This window comes from Peribacillus sp. ACCC06369 (genome assembly GCF_030348945.1).
Classification (GTDB): Bacteria; Bacillota; Bacilli; order Bacillales; family DSM-1321; genus Peribacillus.
Genome location: NZ_JAUCEN010000002.1, coordinates 582,185 through 598,734, shown reverse-complemented (window position 1 = coordinate 598,734; position 16,550 = coordinate 582,185). Strand labels below are relative to the sequence as shown.

At 41.0% G+C, this 16,550-nt stretch carries 22 protein-coding genes, 1 pseudogene and 1 riboswitch; of the genes and pseudogenes, 12 read left to right on the top strand and 11 right to left on the bottom strand.

Going from position 1 to position 16,550, the window contains the following annotated elements; genetic code table 11:
- Positions 1–5: 5 nt before the first annotated feature.
- Positions 6–248, top strand: coding sequence for a DUF2164 domain-containing protein (locus tag QUF78_RS03655; protein WP_289323608.1), 243 nt, complete (start codon positions 6–8; stop codon positions 246–248).
- 39 nt (positions 249–287) lie between these two features.
- Here the strand turns inward: QUF78_RS03655 and map are convergent, their stop codons facing one another.
- The 5 genes from map to motA form a co-directional block, all read right to left on the bottom strand.
- Positions 288–1,034 carry a type I methionyl aminopeptidase gene (gene map, locus QUF78_RS03650; RefSeq protein ID WP_289323607.1) on the bottom strand — a complete coding sequence of 249 codons (747 nt, stop codon included), beginning with the start codon at positions 1,032–1,034 and terminating at the stop codon, positions 288–290.
- A gap of 116 nt (positions 1,035–1,150) precedes the next feature.
- Positions 1,151–1,666, bottom strand: coding sequence for a type 1 glutamine amidotransferase domain-containing protein (locus QUF78_RS03645; RefSeq protein ID WP_289323606.1), 516 nt, complete (start codon positions 1,664–1,666; stop codon positions 1,151–1,153).
- A gap of 194 nt (positions 1,667–1,860) precedes the next feature.
- Entirely contained in the window at positions 1,861–2,136 is a 276-nt protein-coding gene (locus tag QUF78_RS03640) for a late competence development ComFB family protein (protein ID WP_289323605.1), read from the bottom strand.
- Positions 2,137–2,180: 44 nt separating this feature from the next.
- Entirely contained in the window at positions 2,181–2,936 is a 756-nt protein-coding gene (gene motB, locus QUF78_RS03635; RefSeq protein WP_289323604.1) for a flagellar motor protein MotB, read from the bottom strand.
- Entirely contained in the window at positions 2,929–3,720 is a 792-nt protein-coding gene (gene motA, locus QUF78_RS03630; RefSeq protein WP_289318088.1) for a flagellar motor stator protein MotA, read from the bottom strand. The genes motB and motA overlap by 8 nt, the downstream gene beginning before the upstream one ends.
- Before the next feature lie 226 nt (positions 3,721–3,946).
- Here motA and QUF78_RS03625 point away from each other — a divergent pair, with 226 nt between their 5' ends.
- Genes QUF78_RS03625 through QUF78_RS03610 form a run of 4 tightly spaced genes read left to right on the top strand, consistent with a single transcriptional unit; the run spans position 3,947 to position 5,019 of the window.
- The gene (locus tag QUF78_RS03625) at positions 3,947–4,108 is read left to right on the top strand and encodes a hypothetical protein (RefSeq protein WP_289323603.1); all 162 of its coding nucleotides are present in this window, start codon (positions 3,947–3,949) and stop codon (positions 4,106–4,108) included.
- On the top strand, positions 4,105–4,317 hold the full coding sequence (locus QUF78_RS03620) for a hypothetical protein (RefSeq protein ID WP_289323602.1): 213 nt from the start codon (positions 4,105–4,107) through the stop codon (positions 4,315–4,317). Before QUF78_RS03625 ends, QUF78_RS03620 begins: the two co-directional genes overlap by 4 nt.
- Complete coding sequence (locus tag QUF78_RS03615; protein WP_289323601.1) at positions 4,314–4,775, top strand: hypothetical protein; 462 nt, start codon at positions 4,314–4,316, stop codon at positions 4,773–4,775. The genes QUF78_RS03620 and QUF78_RS03615 overlap by 4 nt, the downstream gene beginning before the upstream one ends.
- On the top strand, positions 4,711–5,019 hold the full coding sequence (locus QUF78_RS03610; RefSeq protein ID WP_289323600.1) for a hypothetical protein: 309 nt from the start codon (positions 4,711–4,713) through the stop codon (positions 5,017–5,019). The genes QUF78_RS03615 and QUF78_RS03610 overlap by 65 nt, the downstream gene beginning before the upstream one ends.
- Here the strand turns inward: QUF78_RS03610 and QUF78_RS03605 are convergent.
- Positions 4,964–6,094 carry an AbrB family transcriptional regulator gene (locus QUF78_RS03605; protein WP_289323599.1) on the bottom strand — a complete coding sequence of 377 codons (1,131 nt, stop codon included), beginning with the start codon at positions 6,092–6,094 and terminating at the stop codon, positions 4,964–4,966. The two genes, QUF78_RS03610 and QUF78_RS03605, sit on opposite strands and share 56 nt — an antisense overlap.
- Positions 6,095–6,270: 176 nt before the next feature.
- Here QUF78_RS03605 and QUF78_RS03600 point away from each other — a divergent pair, with 176 nt between their 5' ends.
- The 7 genes from QUF78_RS03600 to QUF78_RS03570 all read left to right on the top strand — a co-directional run bounded on the left by QUF78_RS03600 (position 6,271) and on the right by QUF78_RS03570 (position 11,824).
- Entirely contained in the window at positions 6,271–6,522 is a 252-nt protein-coding gene (locus QUF78_RS03600) for a hypothetical protein (protein WP_289323598.1), read from the top strand.
- A gap of 127 nt (positions 6,523–6,649) precedes the next feature.
- Complete coding sequence (mreBH, locus tag QUF78_RS03595) at positions 6,650–7,657, top strand: rod-share determining protein MreBH (protein WP_289323597.1); 1,008 nt, start codon at positions 6,650–6,652, stop codon at positions 7,655–7,657.
- A gap of 274 nt (positions 7,658–7,931) precedes the next feature.
- Positions 7,932–8,495, top strand: a complete 564-nt coding sequence (locus QUF78_RS03590) for a tyrosine-type recombinase/integrase (protein WP_289323596.1) — start codon at positions 7,932–7,934, stop codon at positions 8,493–8,495.
- A gap of 51 nt (positions 8,496–8,546) precedes the next feature.
- A complete protein-coding gene (locus tag QUF78_RS03585; protein WP_101224892.1) occupies positions 8,547–9,044 on the top strand; it encodes a cation:proton antiporter regulatory subunit in 498 nt (165 codons plus the stop codon).
- A gap of 6 nt (positions 9,045–9,050) precedes the next feature.
- Complete coding sequence (locus QUF78_RS03580) at positions 9,051–10,277, top strand: cation:proton antiporter (RefSeq protein ID WP_289318095.1); 1,227 nt, start codon at positions 9,051–9,053, stop codon at positions 10,275–10,277.
- 118 nt (positions 10,278–10,395) lie between these two features.
- Complete coding sequence (locus tag QUF78_RS03575; RefSeq protein WP_289323595.1) at positions 10,396–10,836, top strand: hypothetical protein; 441 nt, start codon at positions 10,396–10,398, stop codon at positions 10,834–10,836.
- Positions 10,837–10,957: 121 nt separating this feature from the next.
- A complete protein-coding gene (locus QUF78_RS03570) occupies positions 10,958–11,824 on the top strand; it encodes a YihY/virulence factor BrkB family protein (protein WP_289323594.1) in 867 nt (288 codons plus the stop codon).
- Between the two features lie 71 nt (positions 11,825–11,895).
- On the opposite strand, the gene QUF78_RS03565 is transcribed toward QUF78_RS03570, so the two are convergent.
- From QUF78_RS03565 to QUF78_RS03545, 5 genes and pseudogenes are all read right to left on the bottom strand, one after another.
- Positions 11,896–13,062: a DHH family phosphoesterase gene (locus tag QUF78_RS03565; RefSeq protein WP_289323593.1), complete on the bottom strand. Its 1,167-nt coding sequence runs from the start codon at positions 13,060–13,062 to the stop codon at positions 11,896–11,898.
- Between the two features lie 558 nt (positions 13,063–13,620).
- The gene (ribH, locus tag QUF78_RS03560; RefSeq protein ID WP_289318100.1) at positions 13,621–14,091 is read right to left on the bottom strand and encodes a 6,7-dimethyl-8-ribityllumazine synthase; all 471 of its coding nucleotides are present in this window, start codon (positions 14,089–14,091) and stop codon (positions 13,621–13,623) included.
- 72 nt (positions 14,092–14,163) lie between these two features.
- Positions 14,164–14,802: pseudogene (gene ribB / locus QUF78_RS03555) on the bottom strand (3,4-dihydroxy-2-butanone-4-phosphate synthase); the annotation flags it as partial.
- 18 nt (positions 14,803–14,820) lie between these two features.
- Positions 14,821–15,459, bottom strand: a complete 639-nt coding sequence (gene ribE, locus QUF78_RS03550) for a riboflavin synthase (RefSeq protein WP_289323592.1) — start codon at positions 15,457–15,459, stop codon at positions 14,821–14,823.
- 146 nt (positions 15,460–15,605) lie between these two features.
- Positions 15,606–15,736, bottom strand: a riboswitch (FMN riboswitch).
- 538 nt (positions 15,737–16,274) lie between these two features.
- Positions 16,275–16,448: a hypothetical protein gene (locus QUF78_RS03545; protein WP_289323591.1), complete on the bottom strand. Its 174-nt coding sequence runs from the start codon at positions 16,446–16,448 to the stop codon at positions 16,275–16,277.
- Positions 16,449–16,550: the final 102 nt, after the last annotated feature.

The window sequence follows — 16,550 nt, the reverse complement described above, 5'->3', positions numbered from 1 at the left end:
GCACAATGTTCATTCAATTTCCCTTAGAGAAACGCCGTAAGATGATCGAACGTATCCAAGAATATGTGTATCAGGAACATGGCAAGGAAATCGGTGAAATCGCTGCTGAAAATCACTTGCAATTCATTTTCGAAAACATTGCTCCCTTTATTTATAATGAAGGCATTAAAGATGCTAAAAAAGTGATTGAGGACAGATTAGGAAATATCGAAGAAGATTTGTATTCATTGGAACGACCGATTGATTAAGATCAAAAAACAGCATCATAATTGATGCTGTTTTTTCGTTCATTGTTCGGTAAGAATTAGCGGACCGTTCTTCGTGATGGCAATCGTATGCTCATATTGAGCCGAGTATTTCCCATCTGCGGTGGAAGCCGTCCATCCATTCGCATCCCGGCTGGCTTTGTATGTACCTACGTTGACCATTGGCTCGATAGTGAATACCATGCCTTCCTTAAGACGCGGACCTTTATTCGGCAGCCCATAATGCGGAACCTGCGGCTCTTCATGAATGACATTTCCTATCCCGTGTCCGATGAAATCACGAACGACCGAGAAGCCTTCAGCCTCGACATATGTTTGAATGGCATGACCAATATCACCAATCCGGTTTCCTTCCACACACACTTCAATCGCCTTATATAAAGATTCCTTCGTCACATGCACTAAATGTTCCGTTTCCTTTGAAACCTTACCTACCGTATACGTCCAAGCAGAGTCGGCAAGGGCTCCGTTATAATTGACGACCATGTCAATCGTTACGATATCTCCATTTTTCAAAGAGGTCTTTCGAGGGAAACCGTGACAGATTTCTTCATTTATGCTGGCACATGTCGCATACTCATATCCCTTGTAACCTTTTTGTTCCGGCTTCGCACCATGCTTTTTTAAGAATCCTTCGACAAATTCTTCTATTTCCCATGTTGTCACACCAGGAACAATCAACTTTGCAATCTCCCTATGACAAGCTGCCAAAATTTTACCCGATTCATGCATCGCTTGAATTTCACGTGCAGATTTTAATACGATCAATCGTGACACTTCCTTTTTTAATTCGTCTCTCCTTTTATTTTACTGCAAAGATGGAAGTATATGAATCCTTTAAATCTCATTAAATAAAAAATCCCGGCAGCTGCCGGGATTTTTTATTATTTCAATAGATTAAGCGATTCCCGGTTAAATGCCCGAAGATCTTCTGGTGTCCTGCTGGTTACAAGCTGGTCGCCGCAAACTACAACCTCTTTGTCCAAATATGTGGCACCTGCATACTCCATATCGACTTTAATGGATGTATATCCTGTTGCGTGGCGTCCTTCAAGTGTTTTGGCTGTAATTAGCAACTGCGGTCCATGACAGATCGCAAATACAGGTTTTTTATCATCCATGAACGATTTGGCGAACGATACGAAGCGTTCGTCAGCACGTAGTTGATCAGGTGAGAACCCTCCGGGGATGAACAAAGCATCGAAATCTTCCGGTTTCACTGAATCGATGCTTTCATCAACCTTGACTCCTACTTCCCCTTGTTTTCCTTTTACGGTTTTCCCTTTTTCCATTTCAATCGTCGTTACCGTATGACCAGCTTCTTCAAATGCTTTTGCCGGTTCACTGTACTCCGAGTCCTCAAACATATTCGTTACAACACATGCGATATTTTTACCCATAAAAATTCATCTCCTCAATTTTTGATCGAATGAACCTATCCTTGTACTTTATTTATGTTCCCTACTGCACTATAAATAAAACACAATGTTCCCAAAACTATTACCTTTCGTTTATGAGCGAAATCCCTTTCGGCGGTTGCTCCCAATATCAAAAGAAAAGGGGTCCCTGACCTTTTATCTTTTCCAAAAGCTGATCAATGTTTAGGATACTGGCCAACAACGTGTATGGCATTGATGATTCTTTTGTTGATCCATTTCCTATTTTCTTCTATATTCAAATTTTCAAACATCCTTTTCCGCCCTTCTTCAGTGGTTACATAGTAATTAGGCAGGTTATTCAGTGATAATGTGATGATGTCATTTTTACATTTGCTGCAAGAGCAAAATGTTTGGTATTCCATACCGGACATTAAAACCTGCACCCATGTCACAACGATCTCTTCCATAACATTTGTATGTTCTCTATCCATAAATTCTCCTTCAAAAAGAAAAACCCGTCATTCCAGACAGGTTTTCACTCATTTATTGCCGTCCGTGGGACAATCAGGATTTCAACTCTCCGGTTTTCAGCTCTTCCTTTTTTCGTTTCATTAGAAGCAACCGGCTTGAATTCACCATGCCCTTTAGCACTGAACATTTCGGGATCCAACTCTTTATTTTCGAGAAGAAGTTTCATGAAATTCACGGATCGCATCACGCTCAGATCCCAGTTGGATTCATACTGATAATTTTTAATTGGAATATTATCGGTATGTCCGCTTACGATAATGTTTCTGGGTAAGTCCATGACCAGTAAATTTGAGATTTCCTTTGCGATTTTTTGATTTTCACTTCTCACCTCAGCCACTCCCGATTCAAACAACACGTTCTCCCTAATTGAAATCAACATGCCTTCATCCGTAAGGTTCGTTTGCAATCTATCCGTTAAACCATTCTTTTGGATATAGGCATTTACACGCTCCTGAACTTCCGTAAGTTCTTCTTGCTCGTTTTCCCCTAACTTCTTAAGGTCATCAGCCCCTGATCTTTGTTCTGGTGATGTCGGCTCATTGCTGGGGGAATCACTTGGGAAATCCATAAAACCCGTTCCGCTCGTAAATACCTGGTTAAATACATTGGACAACTGCTGGAACCTTACTGCATCAACCGAACTTGAAGCGAATAAGACGATAAAAAGCGCAAGAAGCAATGTTAAGATATCGGCATAGGGAACCAACCATGATTCATCGATATGCTCTTCATGCCTTTGTTTCCTTTTGCGCCTAGCCATCTTCTCTCACATCGCCTTCTAACCACTTTTTACGATCTCCAGCAGGCAAATATGATGTTAATTTCTGTTCAATCGTTCTTGGCGCTTCCCCTTCGATGATCGATAAAATCCCTTCTATCATCATTTCTTTGATCCGGACTTCCTGCTGCGATTTCCGTTTGAGCTTATTGGCAAATGGATGCCATAACACATACCCTGTGTAAATTCCCATCAAGGTTGCGACAAAGGCGGCAGATATGGCATGCCCCAATGCCTCCGTGTCAGCCATATTGCCCAATGCAGCTATCAGCCCGATTACAGCACCCAATACGCCAAGTGTCGGTGCGTATGTTCCGGCTTGACTGAAAATCGCTGCCGCGCTTAGGTGACGCTCTTCCATCGCGTCTATTTCCTCTGCTAAAATATCACGAATATAATCGGCACTCTGACCTTCTACTGCAAGATTCAAGCCATTTTTCAAAAAAGCATTATCCACTTGGTCCGAAATGCTTTCCAATGCCAGTAAGCCTTCTTTCCTTGCAATGACCGCCCATTCCGAAAATGTTTTTATTAATTCTTCAGGCTTTGTCAATTTTTGTTCCAAGAATAAAATCTTGAAAATTTTAGGTAGTCGTTTTAATTCCGACAAAGGGAAAGCCGTTACGACAGCAGCTATCGTCCCTACAATAATGATCAGAATAGCCGCCGGGTTAATCAATGCTGTTACACTAACGCCTTTCAACACCATCCCGACTAAGATGGCCACAATACCAAGAACTACGCCCAAAACTGATGTTATATCCATAATACTCACCCAATCATTTAATTTCTCGTCTCCTCCTTATATCGGATGAAGTTTAAAAAAAGTGAGGATTATTTTTCTATTCCATTTTAATTTTCATTAAATCATCACAAAATCCACTCACTCCTTGCCAAGGGCGGAATTAAAAGCATATATCAACAGGTCGGGTAAAATTTCCGCCGGGAATGTAATTTCACTTGGGGTTTGGTGCTTTTACCCGTGAGTTTTGGTGCTTTTACTCGTAAGTTTCGATGCTTTACTCGTGAGTTTTGGTGCTTTACTCGTGAGTTTCACGCTTTTACTCGTGAGTTTCACGCTTTTACTCGTGAATTTTGGTGCTTTACTCGTGAGTTTCACGCCTTTACTCGTGAGTTTCGGTCTTTACTCGTGAGTTTCGGCGCTTTACTCGTGAGTTTCACGCTTTTACTCGTGAGTTTCGGTGCTTTACTCGTGAGTTTCACGCTTTTACTCGTGAGTTTCGGTGCTTTACTCGTGAGTTCCACGCTTTTACTCGTGAGTTTCACGCTTTTACTCGTGAGTTCCACGCTTTTACTCGTGAGTTCCACGCTTTTACTCGTGAGTTCACGCTTTTACTCGTGAGTTTCGGTGCTTTACTCGTGAGTTTTGGTGCTTTACTCGTGAGTTTTGGTGCTTTACTCGTGAGTTTCACGCTTTTACTCGTGAGTTTCGGTGCTTTACTCGTGAGTTCCACGCTTTTACTCGTGAGTTCCACGCTTTTACTCGTGAGTTTCACGCTTTTACTCGTGAGTTTCGGTGCTTTACTCGTGAATTTTGGTGCTTTACTCGTGAGTTTCACGCCTTTACTCGTGAGTTTCACGCTTTTACTCGTGAGTTTCGGTGCTTTACTCGTGAGTTTTGGTGCTTTACTCGTGAGTTTCACGCTTTTACTCGTGAGTTCACGCTTTACTCGTGAGTTTCGGTGCTTTACTCGTGAGTTCCACGCTTTTACTCGTAAGTTTCGATGCTTTACTCGTGAGTTTTGGTGCTTTACTCGTGAGTTTCACGCTTTTACTCGTGAGTTCACGCTTTACTCGTGAGTTTCACGCTTTTACTCGTGAGTTTCACGCTTTTATTCGTAGTTTTGGTGCTTTATTCGTGAGTTTCACGCTTTTACTCGTGAGTTTCGGTGCTTTACTCGTGAGTTTCACGCTTTTACTCGTAAGTTTCACGCTTTTACTCGTAAGTTTCGAAATTTGGACATTTATCAAAAAAAGGACAAAGCCTGTCAGCTTTGTCCTTGTTCCTGTTTCCATCGGCTTCTTCCACCGAGCCATTTTATGATGGGCGATAAAAAAAATAAGATGAATAAGATCCTGAATAAATGAAAGCTTGTGACAACGGATAAATCCACATGCACAGACATGGCTGTGACTGCCATTTCGGCGACGCCGCCTGGCGCCATGCTCAAAAATAATTCGTTTGCCTGCAAGGATAGGACAGGAGCAAACTGAATGGAAAGAAAATAGCAAAATCCAATTAACAGGATGTTACTTACGAATACTGCCCCGAACATCTTTCTGAAGAGTCGGGGGTTATCAACCTTCAGTGTGTACCCTAAATGGGCGCCAATCAACAATTGTGACAAGTTCAACCAAAAGTCAGGAATTTGCGGGGCACCTGGGCCTACTAGATTAAATAAGGCTGCGGCCATGAGAGGTCCTAGTAAAAAAGGCAGCGGGAAATTCGCTTTCTTTGTGATTATGATGAGTATTAGCAAGGTTGCCAACATCATGATGGCTAATACCCCATCATATTCAAATAAGAAAAACGGCCGCTCCGATATAGCCATCACAGCACCTGGTTCAACTGACATTACATGGGTCACAAGCCAAGGAACAATGGAGATCACCAGGATGACACGAAGTGTTTGCATGAAACCTACAACGGTTTCATCACTATCCTTCATCTCCTCACTTAAGACCACCATCTGGGAAAGGCCTCCCGGAAAACTGCCAAGCATGGATGTGCTCAGAGATAGGTCCATCCGTTTTCCGACAAACCAGCCAGTCAAAACTGTAAATAAAATGATTGCGATTGTCGTAAAAAGCATAACCGGCAAATATTCAATCATCTCATTTAACGATTGTTTAGTGAATGAACTGCCCAGTTGTAAACCAAGAATGACCAATCCTGTGCTTCTAAAGGTTTTAGACCATAACATGTACTTCCCTAACTTCACTTTCGCAATCATCACCACGAATAATGGTCCCAGCATCCATGGTAAGTATATTCCAAGGCAATCAAACGCATATCCACCCAGGAAAGCCAAAAAAGATGTAAAAATGACTCTAAAACTCTTACTCTCGATTAAATTTGCACTCACAAAATTACCTTCTTTACCTAAGCGAATTTTCATCTATATCTTAACATAAAATAAGCTGATTCAAAGTTTCCTTACATACTTGTTTTCGTTGAAGCGAGGAGTATTCGTCATACTCTTTACCATTTCAGTACCAAAATGATCGTCCGCCTATAAAGAACGAAGTGTATTCATCGACTCCTCGATTACCTACTGCCTTTCCTTCATTTTATTTGGATCGTCACAATGGGTTTAAAGATTATTCATTGCCATTGTACTGTTTCAATGGCGGAGCTTTTAAAGCAGGCATTCAGCAAGGATTCGCATCCAAGCTTATGCTGGGACAATATTTCGCGGCATCAAGCTTACTGTTTACAATAGGCAGAATGTTGGTGCCAGTAGCCATTGATGTCAGGATGAATTGGTCACAACACTTCACGTTCTTGGCGTGCTCGCCATCGTCAGTGCATTTTTATATTTCATGATATATTCGCTCCATTAAAAGAAACAGCAATGCACTTCCACTATTTACTAGATTTCCCACCCCCACAAACTCGCTACAAAAGGTAGAATGAGTATATAGGGGTCAAACTCTTATGGAGGGGTGACTAAATGTTATCAAATACAGAAATAGGCATTGACTTAGGAACTGCAAATACGCTAGTTTACAGTAAAAATAAAGGAATCGTATTTAATGAGCCATCAGTGGTGGCCATTGATATAGAGACTAATAAAGTATTGGCAGTTGGTGTGGATGCAAAAAACATGATCGGGAAAACACCTGGAAATATCGTGGCAATCCGTCCGCTTAAGGACGGTGTCATTGCGGATTTTGAAGTAACGGCGCAAATGCTTCGGGAAATCATGAAAAAAGCAAGTAAGGCCCTAGGCTTTTCGATTCGAAAACCTAGTGTGGTGGTCTGTACACCATCAGGTTCCACATCAGTTGAGAGAAGGGCCATTCAGGATGCAGTCAAAAGCTGCGGAGCCAAACAGGTCCACCTTATCGAGGAACCAGTAGCAGCAGCAATAGGTGCAGGCCTGCCTGTCGAAGAGCCGGTTGCAAATGTCATCGTTGATATCGGCGGGGGCACGACTGAGGTCGCGATCATATCTTACGGCGGCGTAGTTTCTTGCAATTCAATAAGAATTGGCGGAGATCAATTGGATGAAGATATCAGCCAATATGTTAGAAAAAAACATAATGTGCTGATCGGGGAAAGAACAGCCGAGGAAATAAAAAAAGAAATCGGCTACGCACTAGTTGAACATCCCGTGATCACCATGGAAGTCAGGGGCCGCGATCTTGTAACGGGTCTTCCAAAGCCGATTACAATATCATCCACTGATGTCCAGGAAGCCATCCAGGAATCGCTTCTTCATATATTGGAAGCAATCAGGGCCACTTTGGAAGACTGTCCACCTGAATTGAGCGGGGATATCGTCGATCAAGGTGTCATCTTATCCGGCGGGGGTGCACTTCTCAACGGGATACAAGAATGGCTGACGAATGAAATTGTCGTCCCAGTCAAACTTGCAGATAATCCGCTTGAATCAGTCGCCATCGGAACCGGGCTTTCACTTGAGGTCATTCACAAATTACAAAAAGCCGTATACTAAAAAGATGAAGGAATCCCAACTTGGGGTTTCTTTTTTTTATCTATCCAGCCTTATGTTCCCAGGGTGCAAGCAGCAATCTCCACGTTTTAAAGTTAAATAACTTCACTGATATATTTTACCTCGTTTGAGTAGAGAATAAGGAAAAGGGTTTTTACGTTCGACAGTATGCGTTGCTTTTTTGAAGAAGGATCATTCCTGCAGGACTAAACGCATGCAATGTTACATAAGTTGTGATATAGTATAATTATGTTACATTGGTAAGAGGAGAAGATTTATGGAATATGTAGAAGCCTTTAAGGATATCAATCAAATCAGCAAAATAAAAACCTATTTACGAGCTCACTCCAGTCGGGATTATTTATTGTTTGTACTCGGCATCAATACAGGTATGAAGATAAATGAAATGCTCGAAATAACCGTCGCCAACGTTCTTGATGAAACTGGAAAAATCAAGGAATTTTATGAGCAACGGATGGAAAATGATGAGGTCAACCAAATTTATTTGAACCTGAAAGTCCGTACCGCCTTACAAGAACACCTTAAAGGCTCGAAGGTTATCGAAGGTCAATTTTTATTTCTTTCCCCTAAGACAAAAAAGCCGATTACACGTCAACAGGCACACCGAATCATCCATGATGCTGTGGAAGGTGCAGGTCTGACAGGCAAATTCGGAGCAAGTTCGATGCGTAAAACTTTTGGCTACCATGCCTATAAACAAGGAGTGTCACTGGCCTTGATACAGAAGCATTACCATCATTCCAGTCCATCGGAGACATTAAAATACATCGGCATATCCAAGGAGAAGAAATTCAAGACGAATATTGACGTTAACTTATAAACATTCTGCTATCTTCTATTAACTCTACCAACATTTTAAGGAGGAATTCCAGTGAGAATTAGAGAAAGTGAACTTCCTGGTATTGGCCAAAAGTTCGAAATCATAACGAGAAATGATGAAAAGTTAGTAATTGTCATTCACGATGACGGCCGTCGGGAATTGTACCATTTTGATAATGAACATGAAGACGTCATTTCGAGCATCACCCTTAACGATCAGGAATCCCGGCAAATGGCTTCCATCATAGGCGGCATGGTTTATAAACCACAAGCACTTGAAACGATTGAAATGTCATTGGGTGACTTAGTGATTGAATGGTTCAAAGTGGAACCAGGTTCTAAGGCCATCAATCAAACGATCGGTGCGATTGATATAAGGAGCAATTATAATGTAACCGTCATCGCCCATTCGAAAAAAGGAAAAAAACAACTGAATAATCCTGGTCCTGACTCTATCATCGAAACAGGCGATACCCTTGTGATATCTGGTGAAAGAAAAGATATCCGTAACCTGACAAGAGAATTATTGACCGACGAAAGGAGTGACTAAGCTCATATGGACCATTTAGTCTTTGAAGTGGGAACTGCCCTACTTCTAGTAGCATTAGCTGCTCTCGTTGCAGGTAAATTCAAAATCTCAAATGTTCCACTATTAATTATCATCGGGATGCTCGTTGGTCCCCATGCCCCACAATTCGGATTAATTGACCTGCGTTTCATTGAAAGTGATGAAATCATAGCGTTCCTCGGACGTGTCGGTATCTTATTCCTCCTGTTTTACTTAGGTCTGGAATTTTCCGTAAAAAAACTTATGAAGTCCGGGAAAAATATCGTGACAGGCGGAACGTATTACATTGTGATCAACGCCGGAATGGCCTTTGTATATGGTTTCCTGCTCGGACTTCCATTAAAAGAGGTTCTGATATTAACCGGGATCATCAGTTTTTCTTCAAGTGCCATTGTAGCAAAGGTACTTGTTGACCTTAAAAGGACCGGGAACAATGAAACGGAGCTAATCCTTGGTATCATCATGTTTGAAGATATCTTCCTCGCTGTTTATCTTTCAGTCGTATCCGGATTGGTATTAAGCTCCTCTGGTTCCATTTGGGGAACGTTACTTTCTACTTTAATCGCAATTGGGTATATGCTTGTATTTTTTGTTATCGCCCGGAAAGCATCTGGGATCCTTAACAAATTATTCAATATTACATCAGATGAGATTTTTATCATCGTCGTGTTTGCATTACTGTTCTTTATTGCAGGTTTCTCGGAAACGATTCATGTTGCGGAAGCCATTGGTGCATTACTGCTCGGCCTAGTCTTTTCTGAGACGGAACATAGCGACAGGATTGAGAAACTTGTCATTCCCTTTAGGGACTTCTTCGGGGCCATATTCTTCTTCAGCTTTGGCTTGAGCATCGATCCGACGACCCTTGGCGGAGCTGTCTGGATGGTTCTTGGAGCCGTCATCATCACTATAATCGGTAACTTTGTCGCTGGTATGATTGCCGGACGCAAATCCGGTTTATCTCACAGAGCTTCCGCAAACATCGGTTTAACGATTGTTTCACGTGGCGAATTCTCCATCATTTTAGCCAACCTAGGCATTGCTGGCGGTTTAATGCCTATACTAACCCCGTTTGCGGCACTTTATGTTTTGACCTTAGCCATTCTTGGGCCGATCCTTACAAAAGAATCCAAACACATCTATAATATCCTAAATAAAGTCTTCAAATGGACCCCCCCGAAGGTTCAAAAGGAACAAGGAAAAGAAGTACAATAGACAAAAAGGCCAGACATGTTATCTGGCCTTTTTTCTGTTAACCTTCAATAGCCCATCCGGAATAACTTCCATAATTACCCTAACATTAATATAATTGTTATAAAAGGGGCGTGGAATAATGAGTCTTTCTTTAAAAAGAGCCATTAGATATTTAATCTGCCTAGTGGTAGTATTGGGCGTATTATTCATAGGCTTGAAGTACCAACAGCACCTATTTACAGTTAGTCGCGAAACTTACGAGATTAAGGGATACTTGCTGTTCGGATCTTCATTCCCGATTTTCCTGGGCATGGTACTCGCCATTCCCCGAATTCTGCAAAGGTTTTCTAAAAAGGGGCATTGGAAAGTGAGTTGGTTAAGGCTAATCATTCTTGGCTTGCCATTCCTTTACCTCTCCATCATTCCGATTTTGTACTTTACTGGATTATTTAAAGATTTGCCTCTCTCCAAATTTGTTTTTGGTTACTTCGGAGAAAATGAATCAACCACATTAAATGCGATCATTGGAGTAATTGCAGGTTATATCATTGTCACAAGCTTATACAAGCGCGAGGATTAACATGAAAGGGACTTCTTTTTTAGGAAGCCCCTTTCAATTTCTTTTCATTTGAGGATTAGCTTGCATGAACAGAGGGAAAAGAAGCAGATAACCTAAGTAACTATTCAGGAGTGATGCCCGGATGAATAAGTCGATAAAATTTTCAAAGAAACTGATTAAAGAAATAAAGGAGGATCGCGTGACGGGGCTGGCAGCTGAACAAGCTTATTACTATTTACTCGCCCTATTCCCTTTGCTCATTTTACTTCTGTCCATATTACCTTATCTGAATATTGATATTCAGACAGCACTGGACACGATAAAAACCTTCATGCCTGCGGAGACGATGGAAGTCATTGAGAAAAATATCATCAACATATTATCTGAGCGGAACGGCGGCTTACTGACTTTTGGTTTCCTTGGCACCATATGGTCCGCTTCAAACGGAATGAATGCGTTCATTCATTCCATGAATATCGCTTATGATGTTGAAGAAACAAGGAATTTCATTAAAGCCCGCTTCATCTCCATTGTATTAACATTAGGCTTGGTTGTTGCATTCATCGTCATGTTAGGTCTCCCCGTCTTCGGAAAAGTCATCATCGATTTACTACAGCAAGTCATCCCGATCCCTGAAGAAATGCAAATTTTATTCAGCTTGTTACGGTGGGTTATCGCGGTTGTGGTCATCTCACTCGTCCTGGCCTTTCTATATCGTTTTGCACCGAACAAAAGTTTCCCCATTAAACACGTCATCCCTGGGGCAGTGACCGCAACTGTACTTTGGCTGGGAATATCACTTGGATTTTCATTCTATATCAGTAACTTTGCCAACTATTCTTCCACTTATGGCAGTTTAGGAGGCGTCATCATCTTGATGATCTGGCTATATTTGAGTGGTCTGATCTTTGTGATCGGCGGAGAAATCAATGCAATTCTTCATCGCCAAAATACCATTCCAAAAAAACAGTCACGCACTATCGTACATCCTGTCCCGCTTAAAAGGTAAAATCATGAATTACGGAACTAGATGGAATTAATTCAAAAGCGGCTGTCCCATTCGGACAGCCGCTTTCCTATTCACCCTTTATTGACAAACTCTTCATATCTTTCATCATGGGCCAGCCATGCCGAGTATTTCCGCTTCATGTATTTTTCAGCTTCCCCAAATGTATCGAATGTTTTTTTCTGTTGTTTTCCGTTGATTTCAACAATCCATTCTTCTTCTTCATCTTCATAGATGAATATGTCCTTTTTATCTCTCGTTGAATATAGGCAACCCTCTGGGGATTCCTTTACATTCAATTGATTTTTATGTGCATCGCGTTTAAGGGGCTCGGCAAAGAATGTCTTTTCGACATATTGACTATAAGCCTTTTCGGACATGGTACAACCGGCGGCTTTTTGATGGCCGCCACCATCGTACTTTCCAGCAACCTCAGAAACATCTATGTCATCGTGGATTGTCCGGAAGCTGATTCTTTTACTCCCTACCATCAGGATGGCGATATAATCCAGATGCGAGAACTCTTTCGACAGTTCATTTCCCAATTCTGAGTGGTATGACTCTGCATGGACCACCCCAGCTGTATGGGGACCGACCGTAGCCTGATAAACTTCTCTTTTTTTCCTGTTTATGTACCGATCAACCCGACTCTCCTCAACATTCAGAAGCGTTTGCTCCACTTCGTCAAAAGTAAAACTTTCAGCCGTCGACAACTTTTTTGCGATTTTCATTTCGAATTCCTCAATCGGAATCATGAAAAACAGGTCATTCAGCCGTTTTGCCGTTGAATTTTTATTGACTTCCCATTCCCACGTATCGTATTGACGGACCAATTCAACGAATTCAGCGATAATGCTTGAAGGTTCCAGAAATTTATTTTCAACAGCATACTGATAGAATAATGAAGTTGCTGCCGTCTGTTTACCGTCTTCCTGTTCGACAGTTACAGATGCCCAATCATGTTCATTCAAATGCAATGCTGACTTATGATGATCGATCAGCAGCGCTTTACCTCCATCTTCCACAAACTGAGTAATCATTTTTTCGTTATCTTCATCAACCGATAAATCAGTAACAATCAATGTATCTTCAATCTTAGCCTGCTCAAGAAATGCTCCTACATTCTGATTAAGGCGACCGATTGAATTATAACTAACAACTACTTCTTCTCCGAATGCCAGCTTAGCTACAATGCCGCAACCGACTCCATCTAAATCATTATGTGTAAAGAGATGGTACACACAAACCCCTCCTAATAACTAATAAATTTACTTTTCCCTAAAGACATGAATTTCAATTGCAATCTTTACAATTGTAGCATAATCATATCCGCATAATTTACCATGCTACCATTACGCGATGCTTTTGTTCTTTTTTTTTTTGAAAAACCCACTTATGATTCTTTATTTTCCAGAATTTATACCAATATATAATGAAAACACATTACTTTGAAATCGTGGCATTTCCATGTACTCCCTTAAAACAGACAGGGGAAAACAACAAACCATTAATGCTTCAAGATATCATGATCATGTATTCAATGATCACTTTATGCCTCATTCTATCCATATTTCTAGGCACCCCGCCAACAAGTGGCCCTTATGGCCATTTCAGAATTGTCCAAATAACAGGGGGAAATCTGAGGAAATCGTTATTGCCTTAATAGATATAAAAAAAAACTAAAATAGCCGTCATGCCACAAATCACATTCAACAGAACCTGAGTAACATAACCTAAAATCCATTACATCAAAAAAAAACCGCAGGAAATGTTAATCCCTGCGGCCTCCTTATGTGAAATCACTGTTCTATCAATTTTCCAAGGTTGGCCATTTCAATGGCACTAACGGCAGCTTCATAGCCTTTGTTACCTGATTTAGTTCCGGCACGTTCAATGGCTTGTTCAATATTCTCAGTTGTCAACAATCCGAAGATAACCGGTACACCTGTGTCCAAGGAAACGGATGCCATGCCTTTAGCTGCTTCATTGCACACATAATCATAATGTGAAGTGGCACCCCTGATTACCGTCCCAAGACCGATTACCGCATCATATTTACCTGTATTTACAAGTTTCTTCGCAATTAACGGAAGTTCAAAAGCACCCGGGACCCATGCGATGTCAACATCATTCTCATCAACACCATGACGCTTAAGGCCATCCAATGCCCCTCCTAAAAGCTTGCTTGTGATAAACTCATTAAATCTTCCTACAACGATTCCTACTTTCAATCCTGATCCGATTAATTGTGCTTCAATAATTTTCCCCATGTCCAATTCCTCCTAATTATTATACAGATATCATTTTTTGTTCATTTAAATGCGCTAAACTCCTTAAGCATTCGGGATGTTCAGTTCAAATTCTTGTTTCCCGATTATATCACTTTGTTGAAGAAACCGAATCAAATCGGCTATCGTGATGAATTTCAGGTTGAATTTCTCAGCGATGACTTCCAAATCGGATACGCGTGCCATCGATCCATCTTCATTCATGATCTCGCAAATGACACCAGCTGGAGCGGCACCGCATAACTTTGCCAAATCCACCGAAGCTTCCGTATGTCCTGCCCTCCTCAGTACGCCGCCTTCTTTAGCGACTATCGGAAAAGTGTGACCAGGCCTTTGAAAATCTTCAGCGACCGAATCCTCTTTAAGAAGCTCAAGTATCGTCAATGACCGTTCAAAAGCACTGATTCCTGTGGAAGTGCTTTTATGATCGACACTAACAGTAAAAGCAGTACCATGATGATCGGTATTTTCTCCTACCATAGGATGCAGGTTCAATTTTCCTGCCAATTCTTCAGTAATGGTTGTACAAATCAAACCTCGTCCATGAGTCGCCATGAAATTAATCGCTTCCGGCGTCGCCTTTTCGGCCAACAAGACAAAATCCCCTTCATTTTCACGGTCTTCATCATCAGATACGATTACTATCTTGCCAGCTTTCAAATCTTCGATCGCTTCTTCAATTGTATGGAACATCATTACACCGCCCTTTTATTAGAATCCGTGCTCTGCCAAAAACTCTAAATTCAACCCTGGTTTTGAATCACCATTTTTCATTTGATGTATAATATATTTCCCTATCATGTCATTTTCGATGTTAACTATATCGCCAGCCGCTTTTTGCCCCAATACGGTGTCCTGATGAGTCAATGGAATCAGTGATACAGTCAAAAGGTTTCGTTCGATTCCAAATATCGTCAAGCTCGTTCCATCAATGGCTACAGATCCTTTTGGAATGCAAAAGGTACTGAGCCCTTCTTCCAATTGGATTACATAATATACGGCATTTTCTTTTCGTTCTTTTTTTATGATTGTTCCGGTTCCGTCGATATGACCTGAAACAAAATGACCGCCAAACCTTCCCTGTGCACTCATGGCTCGTTCGAGATTCACAGGTGATCCCAACTTTAACGTCCGGATCGAGGAAGCTTTGACCGTTTCCGGCATCACATCGACCGTAAACAAACTTTTCGTGAAGGACGTTACCGTTAAGCAGACCCCGTTGACTGAAATACTATCCCCCAGATGAACATCTTCAAGGATTTTTTCAGAACGAATCGACAGCTCCATACTGCTTTTTCCTTTTTTCAAGGAATGGACGGTACCGATATCCTCAATGATTCCCGTAAACATGTTTTTCCCCCTTTTATAAAATATAAAAAACCCCTTAGGAAGACCTAAGGAGTTAGCAGGAGAAATGAGTGAAAAAAACTGTATACCTAAAAAGCCTAATATTTTCTTTTTTGAAAAATTAGGCGTACGTATACACTTGGGTTCCACACGTCCTTCTCCCATCCAGACTGTACTGTCGGCTTTGGAATCTCACCAAATCCTGCCTTTATCAGGCTCGCGGGCTTAGAATTTCTTCATCACCGCCGGTTGGGATTTTCACCCGACCCCGAAGGACACTATCAACACATTGCTGCGCTTTCTAGTATTATGTTGTTATTTAAAAGCCTATGTAATAGGATTTTTACGGTTATGATATTGATTGAAATGTTTTATAGTTCTGTTGAATATTGTTCATTCCTTCCAAGTATCCTACCAAAAAACTACCACTGAATTGACTTTTAATTAATGACATATTACCACGACAAAATAAAAAGAACAAGGAATGAATCTCCTTGCCCTTCTCCATCAAGCCATTTTAAAAAAGTAATTTTGGATACTTTGTATATCCTTCCGATTTTAACCACGTGTAAGGGAAGATCCCTATTCCCTTTTTTATCCTTAGCAGGCACGTTTACATCCACTTCGACGTTTTACTCTACCTTTTGTTCAATCTTTACATTTTTTGTTTAAACCCAATTAATCTCACCTCTTCAAAGTCTCGAATATGTTAATGACTAGTTTATGTAAATGAATAAAAAGAGTTTGGACCACACAATGGATACTATAAAGACTTGGCCCATAAGCTCGGCCATACTAAAAATCAAGTTAGCTGCAAGTTATATGTGATGGACCATGTCTACAGGTGTGATCCGTTTCTTCCACCATTCCTGGCATAAATGATTGTCTCCTGCCAATACAACAGCACTGCACTTCTTCCAACCAGATGAGTTATAGAACTTCTTAGCTTCTTTATCACGTTTGTATTTATTGTAATAAGCCTGCTTACCCATACTATTTCCTCACCTTCTTTCTCCAAAATAAAAAGCACCCAAAGAATGAGTGCAATATTTAAACTATTTAAATTCAATTAGTGCTTTGCAACTTACCATTAA